The sequence below is a fragment of the Levilactobacillus koreensis JCM 16448 genome (assembly GCF_001435525.1).
Lineage (GTDB): Bacteria > Bacillota > Bacilli > Lactobacillales > Lactobacillaceae > Levilactobacillus > Levilactobacillus koreensis.
This window is the reverse complement of record NZ_AZDP01000040.1, coordinates 57,431-79,099: the sequence shown is the minus strand read 5'-3', so window position 1 is coordinate 79,099 and position 21,669 is coordinate 57,431. Positions and strand designations below refer to the sequence as shown.

Here is a 21,669-nt window from a genome sequence, read left to right as displayed (position 1 = left end):
ACTTTAGGAGGAAACAAGTCGTGAAACGGTTACGAACCTTTATTGCGTTAGCTGCGGTGCCACTCTTTTTGGCCGCATGTGGCAATTTAAGTAGTTCCAGTATGTCGGGTAGCTCTGGTGGCAGTAAAACTGGGAGCACCCAGCTAACGGGTCAGAGCAGCGATGGTGATTATGAAGGGGTCATTAAGAGTGGCCACTACCAAACGAGTAAATCGCGCGGAGTCACTAATAGCCAAGACGCAGGGAACACTTACAATCTGAAAAGCTTTGAAAGCGGGATGCTAAACGTTTCGAAGAAGATGTACTCGACTAAGAAATACGTCTTCCAAGAAGGGCAGTATCTGAGTGCGGATACGGTTCAGAACTGGTTGGATCGGAAGAGCAAGTCGAATGCGACCGGGTTAAACCCCGTCAGCAACGGCTCAACTTCGGCAACTAAGCGGAACCCGATCTACATCCAAGCTTTAGAAGAGCAGGACTACATGATCCAAAAGAACAATAAGTTGACCTTGGGTGGTGTGACGGTTGGAATCGCCGTGAACTCGGTCGACTACTACAAGAAGACCCAGTATGGCGCTACGTTTGAAACGAAGATCGACAAGGCGACCGGTGAGGCATACGCCAAAAAGGCGGCCAATACGGTTCTTCAACGCTTGCGGAAAAAGTCAGCCTTGAAGAACGTGCCGATTACGATTGCCATTTACCGGCAGGCTTCTAACGATAGCTTGGTCGGTGGTGATTTCATCGCTTATTCCGAGAATAAGGCGGGGACGACTAGTGTTTCGAGTTGGAAGGCTTTGGACGAAAAGAACTATGTCTTCCCAATCGAAAGCGGGGCAAGCAGTCCTAACAGTAACGATGAAACGTCCTTCACAAACTTCAAGACGCAAGTTCAAAACTTCTTCCCGAACCTGAGTGGTGTCACGGCTCAGGCCCATTACAACGGGAAAAATCTGACGGGGATGCACGTCAACATTCAGACGCAATTCTACAGTCAAACGGAAATCATTAGTTTCACGCAGTATCTCCAGACGGCAGCCCAAAAGTACTTGCCATCGGGGGTACCGATCGACATTACCGTTTCTTCTACGGACGGTGTCCAGAGCTTCCTTTCCCGGACCACCGGCGACAAGAAGTTCACAAGTCACGTCTTTAATAGCTACTAAAGGTCAAATGATTACTCGGAAATGAATGGTGAGTAATCGGTATAACGTCAATTAGACTATGATTCTCTACGCATTTTCATGAGCAGAGGACCGTAGTCTTTTTTAGACGATGAGCTGTGAGTTGCCATGTATCATGCGGGGTTCAATACTCGTATCGTGGGGATGCAACCAGTTGCCTTGGTAGGCGATCTGAAAATTCAGTGGGAATAGGGTCGTACTGCCCAATCAAAGGAACCAAGTCGACGGAAAACGGTGGCTTACCACTAGTTTTGCCGAAATCATCGCCATAATTTACCAACAGAATCTTTGGCGCGCGCAAGATATATGGTAAAATAAAAATGTATGTTTATTCTTGGCGAAGTCCGGAATAAACGGTGAATGCGGATAAATCAGAAAGAGGGATAATTGATGGCTAATCGAATTAATCGAGAACAAGTTCAACACGTTGCCGGTCTGGCAAAACTTGAATTTACGGATGCCGAGTTGGACGCGTTTACGCCCCAACTAGATGACATTATCGGTATGTTTGAAACGCTGAGCGAGGTCGATACTGACGGTGTCGATGTTACCAGCAACGTTTCTGATCAACTCAACGTGATGCGTGAAGATGTCGCCGACAACTGGGGACAAAGTGCAGCGTTATTAAAGAACGCGCCAGACGCAGCACGGGGCTTTATCAAGGTACCGGCCATCATCGATGAAAGCGAGGATAACTAACAGATGAATTACTTCAAACAAGATGTCGCCAGTCTCCACGCCGATTTGGTGGCGAAGAAGATCAGCGCCAAGGAATTGACGCAGGCCACTTTTGACAACATCAAGGCCACTGATCCTAAAATCGATGCTTTCTTAACCTTAAACGAAGATGCGGCTTTAAAGCAGGCTGACGCTATTGATGCGCAGGGCATCGCTGCCGACCAACCCTTAGCTGGAATCCCGGTTGCCTTGAAGGACAACTTGGTCACCAAGGGTCTAAAGACCACGGCCGCTTCTAAAATCTTAGAAAACTTCAACCCCGTCTACGACGCTACTGCCGTCAGCAAGTTAGCTAACGCCCAGATGGTGACGGTCGGGAAGACCAACCTGGATGAATTTGCTATGGGTGGATCGACGGAAAACTCCGCCTTTAAGACGAGCAAGAACGCTTGGGACCAAACCAAGGTGCCCGGTGGTTCTTCAGGTGGTTCCGCTGCCGCAGTTGCTTCCGGTCAAGTGCCCGTTGCTTTGGGTTCAGATACCGGTGGTTCCATTCGTCAACCCGCTGCTTTCAACGGTATCGTTGGAATCAAGCCAACTTACGGTCGAGTTTCCCGTTGGGGCTTGATTGCGTTTGGATCTAGCCTCGATCAAATCGGACCAATGACCCGTAGTGTGAAGGACAATGCCACGATTTTAAGTGCCATTGCCGGTCACGACGACCATGACTTGACGAGTTCCACGCAGGCTGTTCCCGATTTTGCCGCTGAATTGAACGATGCGACGAGCGTTAAGGGCTTACGAATTGGTTTGCCTAAGGAATTCTTGGCTGAAGGGGTCGATGATGGTGTGAAATCCGCTATCTTGGCCGCTGCCGACACTTACCGCAAGTTGGGTGCCACGGTCGACGAAGTTTCCTTACCACACAACAAGTATGGGGTCGCTGCTTACTACATCATTGGTTCATCAGAAGCCTCATCCAACTTGCAACGGTTCGATGGGATTCGTTATGGCTACCGGGCAGACGACGTGAAGAACTTGGAAGACGTTTACGTGAAGTCTCGTTCCGAAGGATTCGGCGAAGAAGTTAAGCGGCGAATCATGTTAGGGACCTTCTCCTTGTCCGCTGGATTCTACGATGCCTACTTCTTAAAGGCTGCCAAGGTCCGGACAGTTATCATTAACGACTTTAAAGCGGTCTTGAAAGACCACGACTTCATCATGGGACCCGTTGCGCCAACCACGGCCTTTGGAATCGGTGACGAGATCAAGGATCCCATCACGATGTACATGAACGATGTCTTGACGATTCCTGTCAACCTAGCTGGTCTGCCAGGCTTATCTTTGCCTGCTGGCTTCAGCAACAACTTACCAGTCGGTATGCAACTTATCGGCCGGCCATTTGACGAAAGCACGCTGTACAAAGCGGGTTACGCCTTCGAACAAAACACTGACTTTCATTTACAATTACCTACGTTAGGAGGCCAAAACTAATGAACTTTGAAACGACTATTGGGCTGGAAGTCCACATTGAGTTAAAGACCCATTCAAAGATCTTTAGCCCGTCACCAGTTGCCTATGGGGCCGACCCTAACGCCAACACCAACGTGATCGACTGGGGGTATCCTGGGGTTCTGCCAACCACCAACAAAGGGGTCGTTGCCGACGGAATCATCGCCGCTCTGGCCTTACACGCCACGGTGGAAAAGCACACCCACTTTGACCGGAAGAACTACTTCTATCCAGATAATCCCAAGGCCTACCAAATCACGCAATCCGACAAGCCGATCGGCCACGATGGTTGGGTCGAAATTGACGTGGATGGTGTGAAGAAGAAAATCGGGATCGCCGAAATGCACATTGAAGAAGATGCCGGGAAGAACACTCATGAACGGGATTATTCCTACGTCGATTTGAACCGGCAAGGTACGCCGCTGATTGAAATCGTGTCGAAGCCAGACATCGCTTCACCTGCCGAAGCCTATGCTTACCTAGAAGCCTTACGTCAACGGATCCAATTTACCGGGATTTCTGACGTGAAGATGGAAGAAGGGTCCATGCGGGTCGACGTCAACATTTCCGTCCGTCCCGTGGGCCAAGAAAAGTTTGGGACCAAGACTGAGTTGAAGAACTTGAACTCCTTTAACTACGTGCAACGTGGGTTGGAGTATGAAGAACAACGGCAACAACAAGTCTTGATGTCCGGTGGCGCTGTGCAACAGGAAACCCGGCGTTTTGATGAAAAGACCGGCGAAACCATCCTAATGCGGGTCAAGGCCGGTGCTGACGACTACCGTTACTTCCCAGAACCAGACTTACCAGCCTTGAACATCAGCGATGACTGGATCAAGGAACTGGGCGATGCCATGCCAGAAATGCCAACTAAGCGGCGGGAACGTTACGTTAACGACCTTGGCCTGACGGATTACGATGCCATGGTGATCACCCAAACCAAGGAAATGTCTGACTTCTTCGACGCCACGGTCGCCTTAAAGGCTGACCCGAAGATGGCGGCGAACTACCTGCAAGGGGACGTTAACGCCTACCTGAACGAAAAACAAGTCGACTTACAAGCAACGAAATTGACACCTGCTAACTTGGCTGGCATGATCAATTTGATTTCCGACGGGACCATCTCTAGCAAGATGGCCAAGAAGGTCTTCAAGGCGATCACGGATGGCGAAGAACCTAAGGCTTACGTGGAAGCACACGGCCTGGTTCAACTTTCCGACCCTGCTAAGCTGCAACCGATCATTGACGACGTGTTATCAGCCAACCCACAATCCATTGAGGACTTTAATAATGGGAAGAAGCGGGCAGTTGGTTTCTTAGTTGGTCAAATCATGAAGCAGACGCACGGTCAAGCGAACCCGCAAGTCGTCAACAAATTGTTGATGACAGCGTTGCAACAATAGAATTAATGGAGGCACATCATGCGTAAACGGGCACGGGTCATTTATAATCCAACTTCAGGACGCGAGGCGTTGAAGAAGGACCTGATCGATATTTTAGCGGTGTTTGAACGGGCGGGGTACGAAACGAGTGCCTACGCCACAACGCCGGCGCCGAACTCGGCGCGCGATGAAGCAACGCGGGCAGCTAAGGCTGGCTTCGAACTCATCGTGGCCGCTGGGGGCGACGGGACCATTAACCAGGTCGTCAACGGTATTGCTGGACTCCCTCATCGTCCCAAGATGGCTATTATTCCTGCCGGTACCACGAATGATTATGCCCGGGCGCTCCACATTCCGCGCGAAGATCCGTTGGCGGCGGCAAAGGTAGTCTTAAAGGACCAGACCATCAAGATGGATATTGGTGAGGCGGGTGATACCTACTTCATCAACATCGCCGGTGGGGGACTCTTAACCGAGTTGACCTACGACGTGCCATCGAATTTGAAATCAATCTTTGGCTACTTGGCTTACCTGTTGAAGGGGGCCGAGTTGTTACCGCGGATCAAGCCAATCGACATGGATCTGACTTACGATGGCGGCCATTTCCGCGGCAAGGCGTCAATGTTCTTGCTGGCGCTGACTAATTCCATCGGTGGGTTCGAACAGATTGTGCCGGATGCGGCGCTCGATGACGGGAAGTTCACGATGATCATCGTCAAGACGGCCAGCATGCCAGAAATTTTACGGCTGATGGGGCTGGTCTTAAACGGTGGGAAACACATCAACGACCCACACATCATCTACGAGAAGACCAGTAAGGTCGTTGCTCGGCCGGTTGAAGACCGAATGATGATCAACCTGGATGGCGAATATGGTGGCGATGCGCCGATGAAGTTCCGCAACCTGCGGCAACACATCGAAATGTACGCCAACTTGGATGCTATTCCAGACTCCGCAGTTACCAGCGAATCTCCAGAGTTGCTTGAGGCGGAACAAAACTTCGTCAAGCAGGTTGAGGAGTTGCCGGACACGGAGCAAACAAAGGAAGATTAAGACGGAAGGGACTTTTGCACAACAGGCGGCAAAGTCCCTTTCTTTCACCACGATAGTCCGTCTCGGCCAACAGAGACGCCACCTTAAAAATTATAAGTGGTCGCGGTTATTGGTAATTAACTGCGTTACTCAGTCCGTTACTAATTATTACGATGAAAATCGATTAACACTGCCATAGTTTCGCGGCTATCGGGTTCCAGTGGTAGACGTGGCGCCCGTTTCCATGTATGATGACAGGTGCAGTGAAATTTGGTACGGCCGGTGATTGCAGTGGTCGGAGCCGTCATTTCAGAACAAGTTGTCAAATATTGTCTTAGAACAAAAAAGAATAAGCACTAAAGAAATTGAGGTTACTATGAAAATTAAAGCACCAGTAAGTAAGAACGAACAACTCGACGTTTCGATCATGGATCTGACTTATCAGGGGATGGGTGTCGCTAAAGTCGACGACTTCCCACTGTTTATTGAAAACGCCTTACCTGGCGAAGAGTTGACGATTCAGGTCACTAAAGTCGCCAAAAACTATGGTTTTGCGCGCGCTATTTCCTGGAAGAGCGAATCACCTGACCGGGTCAAGGACGTGGACAAGACGTACCGGCAAACGGGGATTGCGCCATTGCAACACTTGGCTTACCCAGCCCAATTGAAGTTCAAGCAACACCAGATTGCAGAACTCTTCAAAAAAGCGCACCAGGACGTTGAAGTGGCCCCAACCTTAGGGATGGAAAACCCAACCCAATACCGGAACAAGGCTCAAGTTCCCGTACGGATGATCAAGGGTCAATTAGAGACCGGTTTCTACCGTCAACACAGTCATGACTTGATTCCATTGACTGACTTCTATATTCAAGACCCAGCTATCGATGCCGCTATCATTAAGGTGCGCGACTTGCTGCGTCAATTTGAAATTCCAGCCTACAATGAGATCAGTGACAAGGGTGTTATCCGGAACATCATGGTTCGACGGGGCTATTACAGCCACGAAATGATGATCGTCCTCATCAGCCGGACACAAAAGATTCCAAGTCAGGCACAACTGGTCGACCAAATTCACCAGGCTTTGCCAGAGGTGACGAGCATTGTGTTGAACGTGAACGCCAAGAAGACCAACGTCATCATGGGGAACGTTACCCGTGTTCTTTACGGGAAGCCAACCATCGAAGACACGTTGATGGGCTTAACGTTTGCTATTTCTGCCCGGTCCTTCTACCAGGTCAACCCGCAACAGACCGAAAAGCTGTACCAAATGGCCATTGACAAGGCTGGTTTGACCGGTGAAGAGACCGTAATCGATGCTTACTGTGGTATCGGGACGATTTCATTAGCTTTGGCTAAGCACGCCAAGCAAGTCTATGGGGTCGACATCGTGCCCGAAGCCATTGAAGACGCTAAGGTCAACGCCCAAAAGAACCATTTGACCAACGTGGACTTCTTCGTGGACAAGGCCGAAGATCAAATGATCCAGTGGCAGGCATCAGGTGTTAAGCCTGATATTGTGGTGGTTGATCCTCCACGTAAAGGTCTGGCTGAAACCTTGATCGAATCCACCGCCAAGATGGGTCCTAAGAAGGTCGTTTACGTGAGCTGTAACCCAGCCACGCTGGTTCGCGACGTCCAACTCTTCCAAGACTTAGGCTACGTTATCGACGGCCCAATCCAACCCGTTGACCAATTCCCACAAACGCCTCATGTGGAAAGTGTTACGGTGTTGGTTAAGAAGTAAGACAACTTGTTGAGAGAGTGATTCTCTCGGTTGTCGATTCACTATGTGAGTAAAAAGATAGGCAGTCATCTGAATCAGGATGACTGTTTTTTTATTACAATTTTTCACATACAAGATTAGATGAAGAAAAGGCACACTAGTTGATATAAGTCGCTTTATTATACAAATTGTAGTCTACAAGGTTCTATTTTTATTTATAATTGCTTGTTTAGAAATTGTCATCTTTTGCCGTGGCTGGAAACGGCCTCTAGCAAAATTTGTTAAAATGGTTGATAATGAAATAAGCACGTTTTGATCATCTGTTTGAGAATCAATTGATGAGATAGGTTGTGCGAAAGTAGTCGCCAAAGGAATGATTTCAACACGTCTGAAAGCGGTTACATGGATGGAGGGACCTCTGGTGAATGTGGGAACGTTAGCCAGCACATCATTTTTTAGTCAAGTTCACCCGGCAGTCGTTGCCGTTTATTTTATTGAATTATTTGCTCTCTTATTAGTCTTCAACCATCTAATTTTAGCTATAGCCCTATTTAGTGGGTTATTAGCCATTAGCTGTTGGTACTTTAGTCGCCAGCGAATCGTATCGGTCTTGAAAGGCATTGGCTCGCTAATGGCCGTTATCGTGCTGTTCAACCTACTTCTGAATCAAAATGGGCGGGGAGTGCTTTGGCGCTTGACGCTGGGACCGGTAACGTTTCGGTTGACGCGCACCGGGTTACTCTACGGTTGTACGATGGCGATCCTATTGGGCGCGATGATTCTAGCATTTATTCTATTCAATGGTATTCTAACAACGCCCAAGCTTAGTTACCTGCTATTTCCAATCGTGCCGCGACTGGCGATGCTACTGACGATTTCTTTACGTCTTGTCAGCTTGTTCACACAGAAATTTCGTCGGCTAGTGATGCTACAAAAGACGCGGGGAATCGTGGTTACCGAAGGATCATGGAGACAACGGATTCAAAAGACCGGTCGTCTCATGCGCATTCTTTTGATTGATTCCGTCTCGTCCGCAATGGAAACGGCAGTTCTGATGGAAGCTCGCGGCTTCGGCGCCCATAAGCGCAGTCATTACCAGACCTATTCCTGGCAGCCACTAGATGTGATTTTTGGGACGTGCGGCTTGCTTCTGTTTGGATTGATTATCAGTTTTCGGTGGCGCGGCTTCGGTTGGACCACGAATGTTTATCAGATGACGGCGGGTTCCAGTGCCGACTGGTGGTTGGTGTTGCCGCTGCTCGTGTTTGTTGGTCTGCCAGTATTGGGTGAGGGGATGTATCGTTTATGGGAGAATTAATAAAGATTGACCATCTTGCGTTCACTTATCCTGGACAGGCTAAGGCGACATTAAATGACATTTCGCTGTCAATTGAAGTTGGCGCCTTCGTGACCATTGTCGGTGCTACTGGTAGTGGCAAGACAACGTTGCTCAAACAGCTCAAACCGGAATTGCAGCCAGCCGGGGAACCAGCGGGACAGGTGCTGTTCCGTGGGCAACCGCTGGCGGTATTATCCAGCGAAACCAGTGCCCAACAATTGGGCTACGTGGCGCAAGACCCCCAAACGCAACCAATCATGGCGACGGTCATTGAAGAGTTGGCCTTTCCATTGGAAAATCTGGGCTTTGATTCGGCGGCCATGACCATGCGCATTGCGGAGCTCTCGAACTTCTTAGGCCTGGATAAATTGCTTCATCAATCCATCGATAGTCTTTCCGGTGGGCAGTTGCAGCTGGTCAACTTGGCTTCAGTCTTGGCACTTAAGCCGGAAGTTATTTTACTCGATGAGCCCACCGCCCAATTGGACCCGACGACGGCACAGAATTTTCTAACTATTTTACAGCAGGTCCATGATGAACTGGGCATTACGATCGTCTTGACCGAGCACCGGTTGAGTCGGGTCTTATCGATGGCTGATCAGTTGGTCTTGCTAACGGCGGGACGGGTAGCCTACGCGGGACCTGTCTCCGCGGGATTACGACAGATGCACCAGACACCGGAACTGCGCGCGTTCGTACCACCGGTCCCTGAATTCTTCCTAGCGCATGACTTACCCGTTCAGCCCTTACCGCTGACGGTGACGGCTGGTCGCCAAGCGTTGCAGGCTGGCAATTGGCAGTTTGGGGTGCAGGATGACACGACCAAGCTGAAGGTTGCCGCGGATCCTTTATTGACGGCCAAGGCAATTACTCGGCACTATGATGGTGGCGTGGCCGTGCTCCGCCAGCTCAATCTGACCGTGAATACCGGCGACTGGTTGGCAATCATTGGAAAAAATGGTTCGGGGAAATCAACATTGCTAACGATTCTGGCGGGATTGCAGAAACCGCAACATGGCAAGGCCCGCTTAAAGCAGCAAATTGTTTGGAAGCTGAAAAATAATGAGCGGCTTAAGCATATCGGGTACCTTTCACAAAACCCCACGGAGCAGTTCAGTGGTGACACGGTGGTTGCGGAACTCACAGCGCAGGCCGAGCTATTGGGTCGGACGGAGGTTAGGCAGGTCGTGCAAAACATGCTGACCACTTGCCATTTAACCAAGGTAGCTGACCAGAATGCTTTTGATCTGAGTGGAGGCCAACAACAATTACTGGGATTGGGCCTCGCGTTGATTGCGCAACCAGAACTCCTCTTATTGGATGAACCCACGAAGGGACTCGATCCGGACACCAAGCAACATATTGGCCGCATCTTGCGACGGGAACATCAGAAAGGATTAACGATTGTGATGGCGAGTCATGATATGGATTTTTGTGCGGCCTTTGCGACCAGCTGCACGTTCATGTTTGACGGACAGGTCAGTACACCTCAAACAACACGCACATTTTTCACAAATAACTTTTTGTCAACGACGGCTGTCAATCGCTTGCTCCGGCAGCAGGTGCCTAGCGCACTCTTTTGGCAGGACGTTCGGCGAACCACGAAGGGAGGTGAGTTACAATCGAACAGCGACGACAAGTTAACTGGGGCCTGATTGTGCCGGTCACATTGATGCTGGTTTTGCTGGCGGGGATGCTCCTGTTAAAAGGGAAGCACTATCTCTGGTTCAGCTTTGGCTGCCTGGCCGTTAGCATCTTACCGGCCTACTGGCACTTTGAGAAACGGGAAATGAGTACGCGGTTGTTGGTATTTCTGGCGGTGATCGTGGCATTGGGTGTCTTGGGACGGGTTCCTTTGGCCGCGATTCCCAACGTCCAATTGACCAGCTTCGTCGTTATCGTAAGCGCTGTGAGTCTGGGCCCGGAAATGGGATTTGTGAGCGGGTCGATGATGGCGTTGGTCTCGAACCTTTTCTTAGGTCAGGGGCCGTGGACACCGTGGCAAATGTTGGCTTGGGGTCTCATGGGCTTGACCACGGGATTATTACGGCGTAGTCAGCTTAAGGATAATGTCTGGTTACTGGTCGTCTGGGGAGCACTGTGGGGATTCTGGTTTGGCTGGATCATGGATCTCTGGTATGCCTTGGCCTACGTGCGGCCACTTCGCGTCACAAGTTTCTTGTTGGCGTTCGCGGGGAGCTTTCTCTTCGACGCGCTGCACGCCGCCACCAATGCAGTCAGCATTCTCTTGCTCTACCGGCCATGGCGCCAACTCATGGACCGGTTGATCACCAAGTATCAAATCTTACCCAAGAGCATGACGAGTGGCCAACGACATCACAGGTAAATTGTACGGGTTGGTGTAGCGGGGAAATGACTGCGCCAGTCTGTGTGAAAAATGGGTGACTATTGGGTGACCGGATATTGTTCTTGGTAAGTCCCGCCGCTAGTGATTAGCGGGCAGTCTAATGATTGATTGGATAATTGATTAGTAGATGATAGTGATTGTCATTGCTTAAAATTCAATCGTTATTAGAATTGGCGTGTCAAATAGCAAAAGGCAACATGTATTTTATAACTACGCGACTTGTAGTCGGAGGATGTTAGGTATGGAATCTCGTGTCGCTCTGAGAACCGTGTCTTAGGCTCCCCAGCTTCACGGGATGAAAGACCCGACGGTTACAACCAGTGAAATTTAATTTAAAGGATGATGGGATAATGTTTAAGATGAATAAAGTAATGACGGCTTCATTAACTGCAGTATTGGCTTTGGGAACCTTGGTACCAGTTGTTGACGCAGGGGCTGCAAGTGTCAAGACCGCTAGCAAGAGTTATCGGACCAGCAAGACCAAGTCTGCAACTACATACGCAAAGAAAATGATGAAGGCCAATAAGAATGGCTTGAGCACCAAAGCTAAGATTTTTAGCAAATCTGCTTATCCTACGGTCGGTGCCGCTGCTGGGTATTCCGACTTTCTGTTAGGCTTGAAGAAGCAAGGCTACAAGTTTACGGCCAGCCAGAAGAAATTAGTTAAGAAGAACCTGGTCGTTTCCAGCAAGAGTGATCCGGCTACCTTGGCTAATGCTATCATTGGGTTGCAAGCCATTGGCGTCAACCCAACCAAGTACAAGCCAGCTGGTGCCAAGGAGTCGATGAACTTGGTCAGCACGTTGTACAAGAAGTCAATGAACAAGCAAACGGTCAATGTTCAAAGCACGACTTTGATTGCCGTTTCTTCCAACAAGACCTTCAAGAAGCCTAGCAAGGCCGCATTTTCCAAGTCTTCATTAAGCTTGAAGATTGCTAAGAGTCAACAATCCAACAAGGGCTGGGCCTACAACAACACCGTTGCTAGTGTCGACAGTGACACCACGGCCGTTGCTGTGAACGCCTTAGCGATGGGTAAGAGCAAGAATAAGACGGTTAAAGCCGCTGCCACTGCTGGCCGGAGCTATTTGAAGAAGGCCGTTTACAAGAGTGGTGCCTTTGGTTACACCTACAACGGTAAAGAAAATGCTAACGCCAACTCAACTGCTGAAGCCATCATTGGTTTAGCAACGACGAAGGCTGCTTTCAAGAACATCAACAAGACAGCTTTGACTAGTGGCCAAACTGCAACGCCATTACGTGCAATGCTGAGCTACGTGAAGTCTGACGGTACCGTTAAAGATGCTTTCAGTATGACGTTAGCTTATGGTCAAGTGAGCTTAGCTGCTAGTGCTGCCCACAACGGGACTTACACTAACAAATTAGTCTACACGTTCAAATAAAGTTTAAGGGTAAGGAGCGTCAGTCATGAAAAAGTCAGTCTGGATCATCGTGGCGGTCGTCGTCACCATTTTCACCATGGGAACGGCATTGGCCATGCAGCAGCATTCGCAGCAGTCCACGGCGCCACAGACGAGGTCGTCATCGAATCAGAGTTCATCTGTGAGTCAAGCGTCATCTTCTTCGTCGCAGACTAAAAAGGTTGCAGCAAAGAAAGAGGCACATAAGAAGTCATCGGCGTCCAAGCGCAAGGCCAGTTCTACTCGCGCCAAAGCTACCAAAAAAGCTAAACGGTCGTCTAAAGCGGCCAGCACTTCCAATGCTGCAGCTAAAAAGGTGACGACGGCTCGGTCGACGAAGAAGGCAGCGACAACCAAGAGGGCGGCCAAGGCAACACAACCTGCTACCAAACGGCAGACTGCTAAGACGACTAAGAAGTCGACGTCTAAGTCGCAGTCGACCGGAAAGGTCCATTTGACCGTGACCGGCTACAAGAAGACGTTCTTCAATGGTTCGGTGGCTATCTCCAAGAATGCCACGGTCTTCTCGGCTCTGAAGTCCTCCAAGTTAAAATTGGTCTACCAAAGCGGTGTGGCTGTCTACGTCAGCAGCATTAACGGCCTTGCCGAAAACGATGTGAAGGTTGGTAGTGGCTGGAAGTACAAGGTCAACGGCAAGTTCATTGATGAAGCTGCCAACACCAAACACGTGACTAACGGTGATGACGTTCACTGGTACTTCACGACAGCGGGGTACTAAGATGAAACGAGCGATGTTTATTGGTGCCATTGGCTGTGGCAAGACGACGCTCTTGCAACGGCTGAAGGATCTGACCATTCATTATGATAAGACGCAAGCGGTTGAGTTCTATCAAAATATTGTTGATACCCCAGGGGAGTACATTGAGCATCGCCGAATGTATACAAATTTGGCGACGACGGCAATGGATGTTGACGTTGTGCTTATGCTACAGAGTGCAACGGATCAACGCTTAATCTTTCCGGAAGCACTTAGTACGATGTTTGCGCGGCCGGTTGTGGGAGTGGTCACTAAAACGGATGTTGCTGATCAAGCCGCAATTGATTGGTCGAGTGACCAGCTGAAAAGAGCTGGGGCACATCAGATATTCAAAGTTTCTGCTTTGACTGGTGCACATACTGAAGCTCTTCGCCAATTCTTAGACGATTAACAGATTCTGTTTTTTTAATAATCAGAGACCGTGGTTTATTTGGGTTGTGCTTTTGATTAGTAATCTACTAAAAAAGATATGGCATCCTCGATGTGAGGGTGCCATATCTTTTTATCTTCTACGTACAGTCAACCTTAGTTTTTTTTAGTGGAGGCTTATTAACTTTGGCGTTGTACGACAACAGGTGGTAGTCGATAAATGTTAATCGATTTTAACGGGTGTGTCAGCTGGTTTACCATGAATCAGTTCGCAGTTGTTATCAAAAGCTTTAAGTACCATGTTGCGCACAGCATGCGTCGTGTAGAACGCCGTATGTGGCGTGACAAGAACATTTGAACGGTGAATTAAGTCTTCCAGACGCTTGTCAGGGAAGGTCTTGTTCCGCCAATCGGCGTTAAAGATACCGACTTCATCTTCGTATGTGTCCATAACGAAGCCAGCAACTTTACCCCGGTCTAAGGCTTTGATCACAGCATCCGTGTCAACTAAGGCACCGCGTGAACAGTTGACGAGGACAACGTCGTCCTTCATCTTAGCAATAGAACTGCTGTTGATCATGTGGGTGTTTTCTTTAGTAGCAGGGACGTGTAGTGAAATGACATCGGATTGTGCGTAAAGCTCATCTAGAGTGTTTACGTAGTACCCCTTGGCTTTTAATTCGGCGTTTTCATAAGGGTCAAAAGCAATGACCTTGGCGCCGAAGCCCTCCATAATCTGCATGTAGACACGACCAATGTGACCAGTACCGATAACACCAACGGTTTGGTCGCGGACTTCACGACCAATGGTTGGGGCCCAACGTAAGTCACCGTTCTCAATCTTTTCATCCAAAACCTTTGTCTGACGCAGAATCCGTGCAGTTTGGATGGCAGCGTGTTCTGCAATGGCATTTGGTGAATAAACTGGTACGTTGGTGATTTCAAAGCCAAGTTCTTTAGCCTTATCTAAATCGACGTTGTCGACGCCGACATTCCGTAGGGACATCTTAGTAATCCCTTGATCTGCAAGTGCTTGAAGGGTTTCAGCTGTGTAGGAGAGTTGTTGATAGACAACGACTCCATCTGCGCCTTCAGCATATTTTGCTGTCTTTGGAGAGAGCAATTCATCGGTATAGCCAACTTCGATTTCTGGATGACCCTTTGCCCATTCTTTAACATAGGGTTCTTCATCTTTACGAATACTAAAAGCGAAGATGCGTTTCTTGCCATTTGAATTGGAACTCTTTTCAGGAGTTGAACTGACTTGGGATTTAGATTCAGCGAGGACTTGCTTAATCACTTCTCTGATTAGATCTTCATTTACATCTGACATTAAAAGTTCCTCATTTCTATTATTCAGTACATACCTAAAAGCTAAGTATGATGTTACTAGTCGATATTTATTATTGTGCGGTATATCCACCATCGACTAAGAATTCTGAACCAGTGCTAAATGATGACTCGTCTGATGCAAGGAACAAAGCCATGTTTGCGACTTCACTTGGTTCAGCCAAGCGGCCCATTGGGTGTAGTGAAACTAAATGATCAGCAACCTTAGGATCAGTCTTTTCGAGGTTTTCAACTAATGGTGTGTTGACATAGCCTGGGTGGACGGAGTTAATCCGAATATCATAGCCTTCACGAGCACAATGCAATGCAGCTGACTTGGTCATCAGACGAACACCACCCTTAGAAGCATTGTAGGCGAGTAAGTCAGGGTCACCAATTAATCCTTCTACGGAACAAAGATTGATAATGGAGTTTTTCTCATGGTTGTTCTTCATGACTTTAATCCCGTATTTGACGCCCCACATTGTTCCTGTAAGGTTAACGCCAATCGTAGAGTTCCAGTTTCTTTCATCCATTTTTTCAATATCAGAGAAGACACCGATTCCGGCGTTGTTTACGATAATATTGATTTTGCCAAATTTCTTCATCGTCGCGTTGATGACCCGATCCCAGTCATCTTTTTTTGAAACATCCTGTTGCATAAATACCAGCCGGTTTGGAATTAATTCTTTTTCCAATAAGTCGCCAGCTTCTTTTTCAATCGCCGTAAATACGACTTTAGCGCCCTCTTGGGCAAAACGTTCAACGATGGACTTACCAATACCCTTTGATCCACCAGTAACTAATGCAACCTTACCTTGCAAACGTCCCATTATAAAGCCTCCGTTCTAAAGTTTGTTACAAAGGTATTATATAGCACCCGATTATTGTATGTAAAGCGCTTTCTTTTTCGTAAAATCAGCATTTCTGAGCATTTTGTGTTAAAAATATTAGCCGTTAAAGAAGGGACTATGTGGCCATAACGTTGCAACGGTAAGCGGTTTCAAACATTATATTGTGAAAAAAATAGTTGTTATTCTCTTGAAAATTCAAAAGAACAATACTTGTTTTCAATGATAATTTGTCATTATTATTAGTACTTCCAACAACAAAATGACAAAATCAACGGTAAAATTTTCATAATTTACGAAAATTCTACCGTTGATTTTTTGAACTTTTATTTTTTCCTAGGAGAGTGTGACATAGATCCACTGAATGACAGACTTATTTTGAATGTACGTTTCGCTGGGGAAAATTTGGGGTTGAATGCCATCTACTAGATAGATCCAGCCTTTTGTATTGCTTAGGGAAGATAGACCATCGATGGCAATGATGCAGGGCCGGCCATTGATACTCTTTTCCTTCAAGGCAATGCCTTCTTTTTGAAAGTAGTGTTGGGATGCAGCATAAACTGAGATGTTATCATTCCACTCTAAGTCGCGGTTGATGGTGTAGATTTTCTGAGCGCCGTTATATCGCTTGCGGAACTGTAACGGAGTTAGGCTGGTAGTTTCTTTGAAAACCTTATTGAAATAGTTTGCTCGGGCAAATCCAATGGTGTTCGAAATATCACTGATGGGTTGGTCGGTCGAAATCAATTGTATCTGGGCCAGAGAAATCTTTCTGATTCGAATGTAATTTGAAAAATTAATTTTAAAGTGTTCTTTGAATAATCGACTTAAGTAGGCCGGTGACAAATAGGAATTTTTGGCCACCGTGTCCAGCGTAAGCTTTTGATCGATATTTTGATCTATGTATGATAAGGCGATGCCAATATCATTGATTCCCTTGCTATTATTGATATTTGGGGACTGTTTGAGTTTGTTAGCTGGCTCTCCAATGTCAGTTGTAGATCCAGAAATAATTAGGCTGAGGAGCTGATGGCCTTTCATTAATTCTTCTTTAGTCAGTGGTGATAGGACGCTAATCTCTTGATAGTAGGCATTTAGAACACTGGTGGCGATATTTTCCAGGGCGTCCCGATGTAGGGAAGTTGTATTAACGGGAATATTATTCTTATTTGTAACAAACAAGCCATTGAATTGTCCATTTGTAATCAAGGGGAAGAATAGTGAAAGATTCTTTTTGTGAAAAAAGGCGGTAACTTTACCAGTGTCCAGGAACACACCATCGCTGGTGACGAGGTGTAAGGAGGCGTCAATGAAGGCAAGGTGGGTCTTCGTTAGTTGATAAAATAAAGTCAAGATTTGTTTGATGCGAATGTACCGAGTTTCTTGTGAATTGAAATTCATAAAAAAGTCTCCTTTTAGAGGTTGCTACCCTTGTTAGTGAGTACACAATAGCCTATTTTATGACAAAAATCAAATATCCGTAATAAATAAGAGCAATATCTTGTGAATTACCATAATTTATAAATGAAAATGACTAAGAAAATTTAGAGCACTTGTTATATAATAGCCGTGTAATAAAAAAGTAAGCGTTTTCAAACGCATACTGACATTAGGAGGCTTTCTTTATGGAACAAGAAGCGCTTGGTATGATTGAAACGAGAGGTTTAGTACCTTCAATTGAAGCAGCAGATGCAATGGTTAAAGCTGCGAACGTTGCCTTAATCGGCCAACAGAAAATTGGTGCCGGTCTTGTAACTGCCATGGTTCGTGGTGACGTTGGAGCTGTTAAGGCAGCTGTAGACGCAGGGGTTCAGGCTGCAGGGAACGTCGGTGAAGTTGTTTCCAGTTATGTCATCCCACGTCCACATACGGATGTTGAGAAAATTCTTCCACACAAAGAATAAAGAATAGTCATTAAAATTGGTTCTTATTTTGTTTGAGTGGAGGACAAATAAGAACCTTTTTATTAGTAATAAGCAATTTAATTGAAAATTCTCCGTTACAAAATATTAGGGGGCAGTCTTATGATTGACTTTTTGAATTCCACCAGTGTCGCACCGGAGTTCGTGGGTGCTGATGCAGCTGGGGATACAATTGGGTTATGTATTCCCAACGTAGATCCAGAGCTCCTGGAAAAAATGCACGTAAAAAAGCACTATTCAGTAATTGGAATCGTCAGTGACCGTACAGGTGGTGGCCCACAGCTCTTCTCAATGGATGAGGGGATTAAGTCTACTAATACTGAAGTGATTGACGTTGAATGGACGAATGATACCAAAGGTGGCGGGGGACAAGGTTGCATGATCGTCATTGGTGGTTATGATCCATCCGATGTACGTGAAGCGATTAAGGTAACTTTTGAAAACCTGCATCACTACTTTGGCGATGTGTATGGCAACGATGCCGGCTACGTGGAATTACAGTACACTGCTCGAGCTGCTGGCTGTTTGACTGAAGCATTGGGTGCTGAAGAGGGTAAAGCCTTTGGAATCATCAATGCTTGTCCTGCGGCAATTGGTATTGTCATGGCGGATACAGCATTAAAGACTGCCGGTGTAAACATCATTTCGGTGGCAACGCCAAGTCATAACGGCAGTCCTTCCAACGAAGGGACGTTGACCATTAGTGGTGAATCGGGTGCAGTTCGTCAAGCTGTCATTGCTGCTCGTGAGCGTGGACTAGAGTTGCTGGGACAAATGGGAGATAAGCCATCAAATGATTATCCCTCCTACATTCAGTAAAAACTTTATTCTAAGGAGGATTACTTAATGAAACGTCAAAAAAGATTTGAAAAGCTAGAACAGCGTCCAATCAACAAAGATGTCATTGTTAAAGAGTGGCCTGAAGAAGGATTCGTTGCGATGAAGAGTCCTAATGATCCCGAACCAAGTGTCAAGGTTGAAAATGGAGTCATTACCGAAATGGACGGGAAAAAGCGCGAAGACTTTGATTTGATTGACATGTACATTGCTAATTACGGAATCAACATTGAAAATGCTGAAAAAGTAATGGCAACGGACTCCGCTAAGATCGCTAAGATGTTAATCGACCCTAACGTTTCTCACGAAGAAGTCCTGAAGTACACGACGGCTATGACGCCTGCCAAAGGTCAAGATGTTATTTGTCAGCTTGATTTTGGTGAAATGATCATGGGTGCCAAGAAAATGCGTGAACGGCGTAAGCCAGCTAATCAAAGTCATGTTACCAACTATATCGATAATCCAGTCGAATTAGCTGCTGATGCTGCTGAAGCTGCCTTGAGAGGCTTCGCTGAAGAAGAAACGACCACTGCTGTTAGTCGGGATGCGTCTTTCAATGCACTTTCAGTATTGGTTGGTTCACAAACTGGTCGGCCTGGTGTTCTTCACCAATGTTCCGTTGATGAAGCAACTGAATTACAATTAGGGATGCGGGGCTTGACCTCTTATGCCGAAACCATCTCTGTTTACGGGACTGACCGGTCATTTACCGATGGTGACGATACACCTTGGTCTAAAGGATTCTTAGCATCTTGCTATGCTTCTCGTGGGATTAAGATGCGGTTTACATCTGGGTCTGGTTCTGAAGTTTTGATGGGCTATCCAGAAGGCAAGTCGATGCTGTACTTGGAAGCACGTTGCATCTTACTATCGAAGGCTTCTGGTGTTCAAGGCTTGCAAAATGGGTCACTCAGTTGTATCTCAATTCCAACGGCCGTTCCAAATGGATTGCGTGAAGTCTTAGGCGAAAACCTTTTGTGCATGATGTATGACCTGGAAGCTGCAACTGGGAGTGACCAATCATTCTCGCATTCCTCAATGCGTCGGACTTGGCGTTTTATGGGACAATTCATTGGTGGGACTGACTTTATCTGTTCAGGATTTGGTGCTGAACCAAACCCAGATAACACGTTTGCTGGTTCTAACGAAGATGTTTATGACTACGATGACATTCACTTCTTATCGCGGGATTATGGCCAATCATTTGGGATTCATTCAATTAAAGAAGAGGATGCCATTAACGTTCGTCGGAAGGCTGCCAAGTCATTGCAAATCGTCTTTAAAGGTTTAGGCTTACCTGCTATTACCGATGAAGAAGTTGAAGCTGCAACTTATGCTGATGTCCATGAAGACATGCCTAAACGTGATAAGGTTGCTGATATGAAGGCTGCTCAGGATATGATGGACAGAGGAATTACCGCTGTTGACGTTATCAAGGCACTGGTTGATGGTGATGTTAAAGATGTTGCGGAAGCCATTTTGAACCTTCAAAAGCAAAAGGTTGTTGGGGATTATCTCCAGACGTCTGCTATTTTCGATGACAAGTGGCACGTTGAATCCGCTGTTAACGAAGGAAATGACTACCAAGGACCAGGTACTGGTTACCGTCTTTACGATGATCCTGAAGAATGGAAAAAGGTAACGGATATTCCACAAGTTATCGATCCAGAACACTTCGATATGTAAGGGAGGAGGTATTTTTATGACTGAAATTGATGAAAACTTAGTTCGTAAAATTGTCCGTGAAGTTTTAGCACAAACGCAAACTGATCAAACCATTGATTTTCAGAAGAATGGCAGTGCTGTAGCTACTTCTGAAAGCGCTTCATACAATGGGGATGCAGTTCCAGAAAAGAACGTTTCTTGGTTCCAATCAGTTGGTTTAGCTAAGCCGGGCTATTCTAAGGATGAAATCGTGATTGCTGTTGCGCCTGCCTTTGCGACGGTGTTGACTAAGACCGAATCTGGCGTTTCCCATCAAGAAGCATTACGCCAAATTATTGCTGGAATTGAAGAAGAAGGACTGAAGGCACGGGTCATTAAAGCCTACGATACCTCTGACGTTTCATTCATGGCCGTAGAAGCTGATCACCTGTCAGGTTCTGGAATCTCTGTTGGGATTCAGTCAAAAGGGACTGTAATTATTCATCAGAAGGACCAAGAAGCTTTAAACAACTTGGAATTGTTCCCAGAGGCGCCCGTTATCGATGCCAAGATGTTCCGTCAAATCGGTAAAAATGCGGCTCGTTATGCAAAGGGTGATTCTCCAGAGCCTGTTTCACAACCAAACGACCAAATGGCTCGGCCCAACTTCCAAGCAATCTCTGCCATCTTACATATTCGTGAGACGCATCAGGTTGTTCCTGGTAAGCCAGCGGAAGAGATTAAAGTCACATTTTAAGGAGAGGTATCAATGAGCGATATTAACGATTTAGTTGCAAACATTTTAAAGCAGGTTAATAATTCTGATACCGCGTCTACTGGGTCAACTAATTCATCGAGTACCAGCGTTAGTGACGGTAAGCAGTATGGTGTCAAGGATTATCCATTATATGAAAAGCACCGGGATATCATTAGAACGCCTTCTGGGAAACCATTGAATGATATCACCCTTGATGATATTCAAAATAATCGCGTTGACCGTAAAGATTTGCGGATCACGGCCGAAGCGCTTAAGATGCAAGGCGATGTTGCCGGTGATGCTGGACGGAAGACGTTACAAATGAACTTTGACCGTGCGGCAGAGTTGACTAAGATTCCTGATGATCGGTTGCTGGAAATGTACAATGCGTTACGGCCATACCGTTCTTCTAAGGACGAACTCCTGAGTATCGCCAATGAATTACGGACAAAGTATGATGCTAATATTTGTGCGGCATGGTTTGAAGAAGCCGCAAAATACTACGAAAGCCGTAAGAAGCTTAAAGGAGATAAGTAGGAAAAG

At 46.9% G+C, this 21,669-nt stretch carries 20 protein-coding genes; 17 read left to right on the top strand and 3 right to left on the bottom strand.

Features of this window, described 5'->3' with window-relative positions:
- Window positions 1–20 precede the first annotated feature (20 nt).
- The 12 genes from FC99_RS03190 (at window position 21) to FC99_RS03135 (ending at window position 13,808) form a co-directional block, all read left to right on the top strand.
- Window positions 21–1,166 carry a CamS family sex pheromone protein gene (locus tag FC99_RS03190; protein WP_048735666.1) on the top strand — a complete coding sequence of 382 codons (1,146 nt, stop codon included), beginning with the start codon at window positions 21–23 and terminating at the stop codon, window positions 1,164–1,166.
- Between the two features lie 408 nt (window positions 1,167–1,574).
- Entirely contained in the window at window positions 1,575–1,883 is a 309-nt protein-coding gene (gene gatC, locus FC99_RS03185) for an Asp-tRNA(Asn)/Glu-tRNA(Gln) amidotransferase subunit GatC (protein ID WP_048735667.1), read from the top strand.
- Between the two features lie 3 nt (window positions 1,884–1,886).
- On the top strand, window positions 1,887–3,356 hold the full coding sequence (gene gatA / locus FC99_RS03180; RefSeq protein ID WP_048735668.1) for an Asp-tRNA(Asn)/Glu-tRNA(Gln) amidotransferase subunit GatA: 1,470 nt from the start codon (window positions 1,887–1,889) through the stop codon (window positions 3,354–3,356).
- Window positions 3,356–4,777, top strand: a complete 1,422-nt coding sequence (gene gatB / locus FC99_RS03175; protein WP_048735669.1) for an Asp-tRNA(Asn)/Glu-tRNA(Gln) amidotransferase subunit GatB — start codon at window positions 3,356–3,358, stop codon at window positions 4,775–4,777. The genes gatA and gatB overlap by 1 nt, the downstream gene beginning before the upstream one ends.
- Before the next feature lie 18 nt (window positions 4,778–4,795).
- Window positions 4,796–5,809, top strand: coding sequence for a diacylglycerol kinase (locus FC99_RS03170; protein WP_048735670.1), 1,014 nt, complete (start codon window positions 4,796–4,798; stop codon window positions 5,807–5,809).
- A gap of 355 nt (window positions 5,810–6,164) precedes the next feature.
- Window positions 6,165–7,532 carry a 23S rRNA (uracil(1939)-C(5))-methyltransferase RlmD gene (gene rlmD / locus FC99_RS03165; protein WP_048735671.1) on the top strand — a complete coding sequence of 456 codons (1,368 nt, stop codon included), beginning with the start codon at window positions 6,165–6,167 and terminating at the stop codon, window positions 7,530–7,532.
- Window positions 7,533–7,932: 400 nt separating this feature from the next.
- Entirely contained in the window at window positions 7,933–8,829 is an 897-nt protein-coding gene (locus FC99_RS03160) for an energy-coupling factor transporter transmembrane component T (RefSeq protein WP_235805855.1), read from the top strand.
- Window positions 8,817–10,505, top strand: coding sequence for an ABC transporter ATP-binding protein (locus tag FC99_RS03155; RefSeq protein ID WP_048735673.1), 1,689 nt, complete (start codon window positions 8,817–8,819; stop codon window positions 10,503–10,505). Before FC99_RS03160 ends, FC99_RS03155 begins: the two co-directional genes overlap by 13 nt.
- A 17-nt stretch (window positions 10,506–10,522) precedes the next feature.
- Window positions 10,523–11,197, top strand: coding sequence for an ECF transporter S component (locus FC99_RS03150; protein WP_048736398.1), 675 nt, complete (start codon window positions 10,523–10,525; stop codon window positions 11,195–11,197).
- A gap of 371 nt (window positions 11,198–11,568) precedes the next feature.
- The gene (locus FC99_RS03145; RefSeq protein ID WP_048735674.1) at window positions 11,569–12,621 is read left to right on the top strand and encodes a prenyltransferase/squalene oxidase repeat-containing protein; all 1,053 of its coding nucleotides are present in this window, start codon (window positions 11,569–11,571) and stop codon (window positions 12,619–12,621) included.
- A 25-nt stretch (window positions 12,622–12,646) separates the two neighbouring features.
- Window positions 12,647–13,378 (top strand): DUF4430 domain-containing protein, encoded by a 732-nt coding sequence (locus FC99_RS03140; protein ID WP_048735675.1) that lies wholly within the window; start codon window positions 12,647–12,649, stop codon window positions 13,376–13,378.
- Window position 13,379: 1 nt separating this feature from the next.
- Window positions 13,380–13,808: a EutP/PduV family microcompartment system protein gene (locus FC99_RS03135; protein ID WP_053083557.1), complete on the top strand. Its 429-nt coding sequence runs from the start codon at window positions 13,380–13,382 to the stop codon at window positions 13,806–13,808.
- 201 nt (window positions 13,809–14,009) lie between these two features.
- Here the strand turns inward: FC99_RS03135 and FC99_RS03130 are convergent, their stop codons facing one another.
- The 3 genes from FC99_RS03130 to FC99_RS03120 all read right to left on the bottom strand — a co-directional run bounded on the left by FC99_RS03130 (window position 14,010) and on the right by FC99_RS03120 (window position 17,367).
- The gene (locus FC99_RS03130) at window positions 14,010–15,119 is read right to left on the bottom strand and encodes a D-2-hydroxyacid dehydrogenase (RefSeq protein WP_082153271.1); all 1,110 of its coding nucleotides are present in this window, start codon (window positions 15,117–15,119) and stop codon (window positions 14,010–14,012) included.
- A gap of 70 nt (window positions 15,120–15,189) precedes the next feature.
- Window positions 15,190–15,948 carry a glucose 1-dehydrogenase gene (locus tag FC99_RS03125; RefSeq protein WP_048735677.1) on the bottom strand — a complete coding sequence of 253 codons (759 nt, stop codon included), beginning with the start codon at window positions 15,946–15,948 and terminating at the stop codon, window positions 15,190–15,192.
- A gap of 354 nt (window positions 15,949–16,302) precedes the next feature.
- Window positions 16,303–17,367 (bottom strand): helix-turn-helix domain-containing protein, encoded by a 1,065-nt coding sequence (locus FC99_RS03120; protein ID WP_048735678.1) that lies wholly within the window; start codon window positions 17,365–17,367, stop codon window positions 16,303–16,305.
- 224 nt (window positions 17,368–17,591) lie between these two features.
- Here FC99_RS03120 and FC99_RS03115 point away from each other — a divergent pair, with 224 nt between their 5' ends.
- The 5 genes from FC99_RS03115 to FC99_RS03095 all read left to right on the top strand — a co-directional run bounded on the left by FC99_RS03115 (window position 17,592) and on the right by FC99_RS03095 (window position 21,663).
- Window positions 17,592–17,870, top strand: coding sequence for a BMC domain-containing protein (locus FC99_RS03115; RefSeq protein WP_048735679.1), 279 nt, complete (start codon window positions 17,592–17,594; stop codon window positions 17,868–17,870).
- 120 nt (window positions 17,871–17,990) lie between these two features.
- A complete protein-coding gene (gene pduB, locus FC99_RS03110; RefSeq protein ID WP_048735680.1) occupies window positions 17,991–18,707 on the top strand; it encodes a propanediol utilization microcompartment protein PduB in 717 nt (238 codons plus the stop codon).
- 27 nt (window positions 18,708–18,734) lie between these two features.
- Complete coding sequence (locus FC99_RS03105) at window positions 18,735–20,411, top strand: propanediol/glycerol family dehydratase large subunit (protein ID WP_048735681.1); 1,677 nt, start codon at window positions 18,735–18,737, stop codon at window positions 20,409–20,411.
- A 16-nt stretch (window positions 20,412–20,427) separates the two neighbouring features.
- Window positions 20,428–21,126 carry a propanediol/glycerol family dehydratase medium subunit gene (locus tag FC99_RS03100; protein WP_048735682.1) on the top strand — a complete coding sequence of 233 codons (699 nt, stop codon included), beginning with the start codon at window positions 20,428–20,430 and terminating at the stop codon, window positions 21,124–21,126.
- A 12-nt stretch (window positions 21,127–21,138) separates the two neighbouring features.
- Window positions 21,139–21,663 (top strand): diol dehydratase small subunit, encoded by a 525-nt coding sequence (locus FC99_RS03095; protein ID WP_048735683.1) that lies wholly within the window; start codon window positions 21,139–21,141, stop codon window positions 21,661–21,663.
- Window positions 21,664–21,669: the final 6 nt, after the last annotated feature.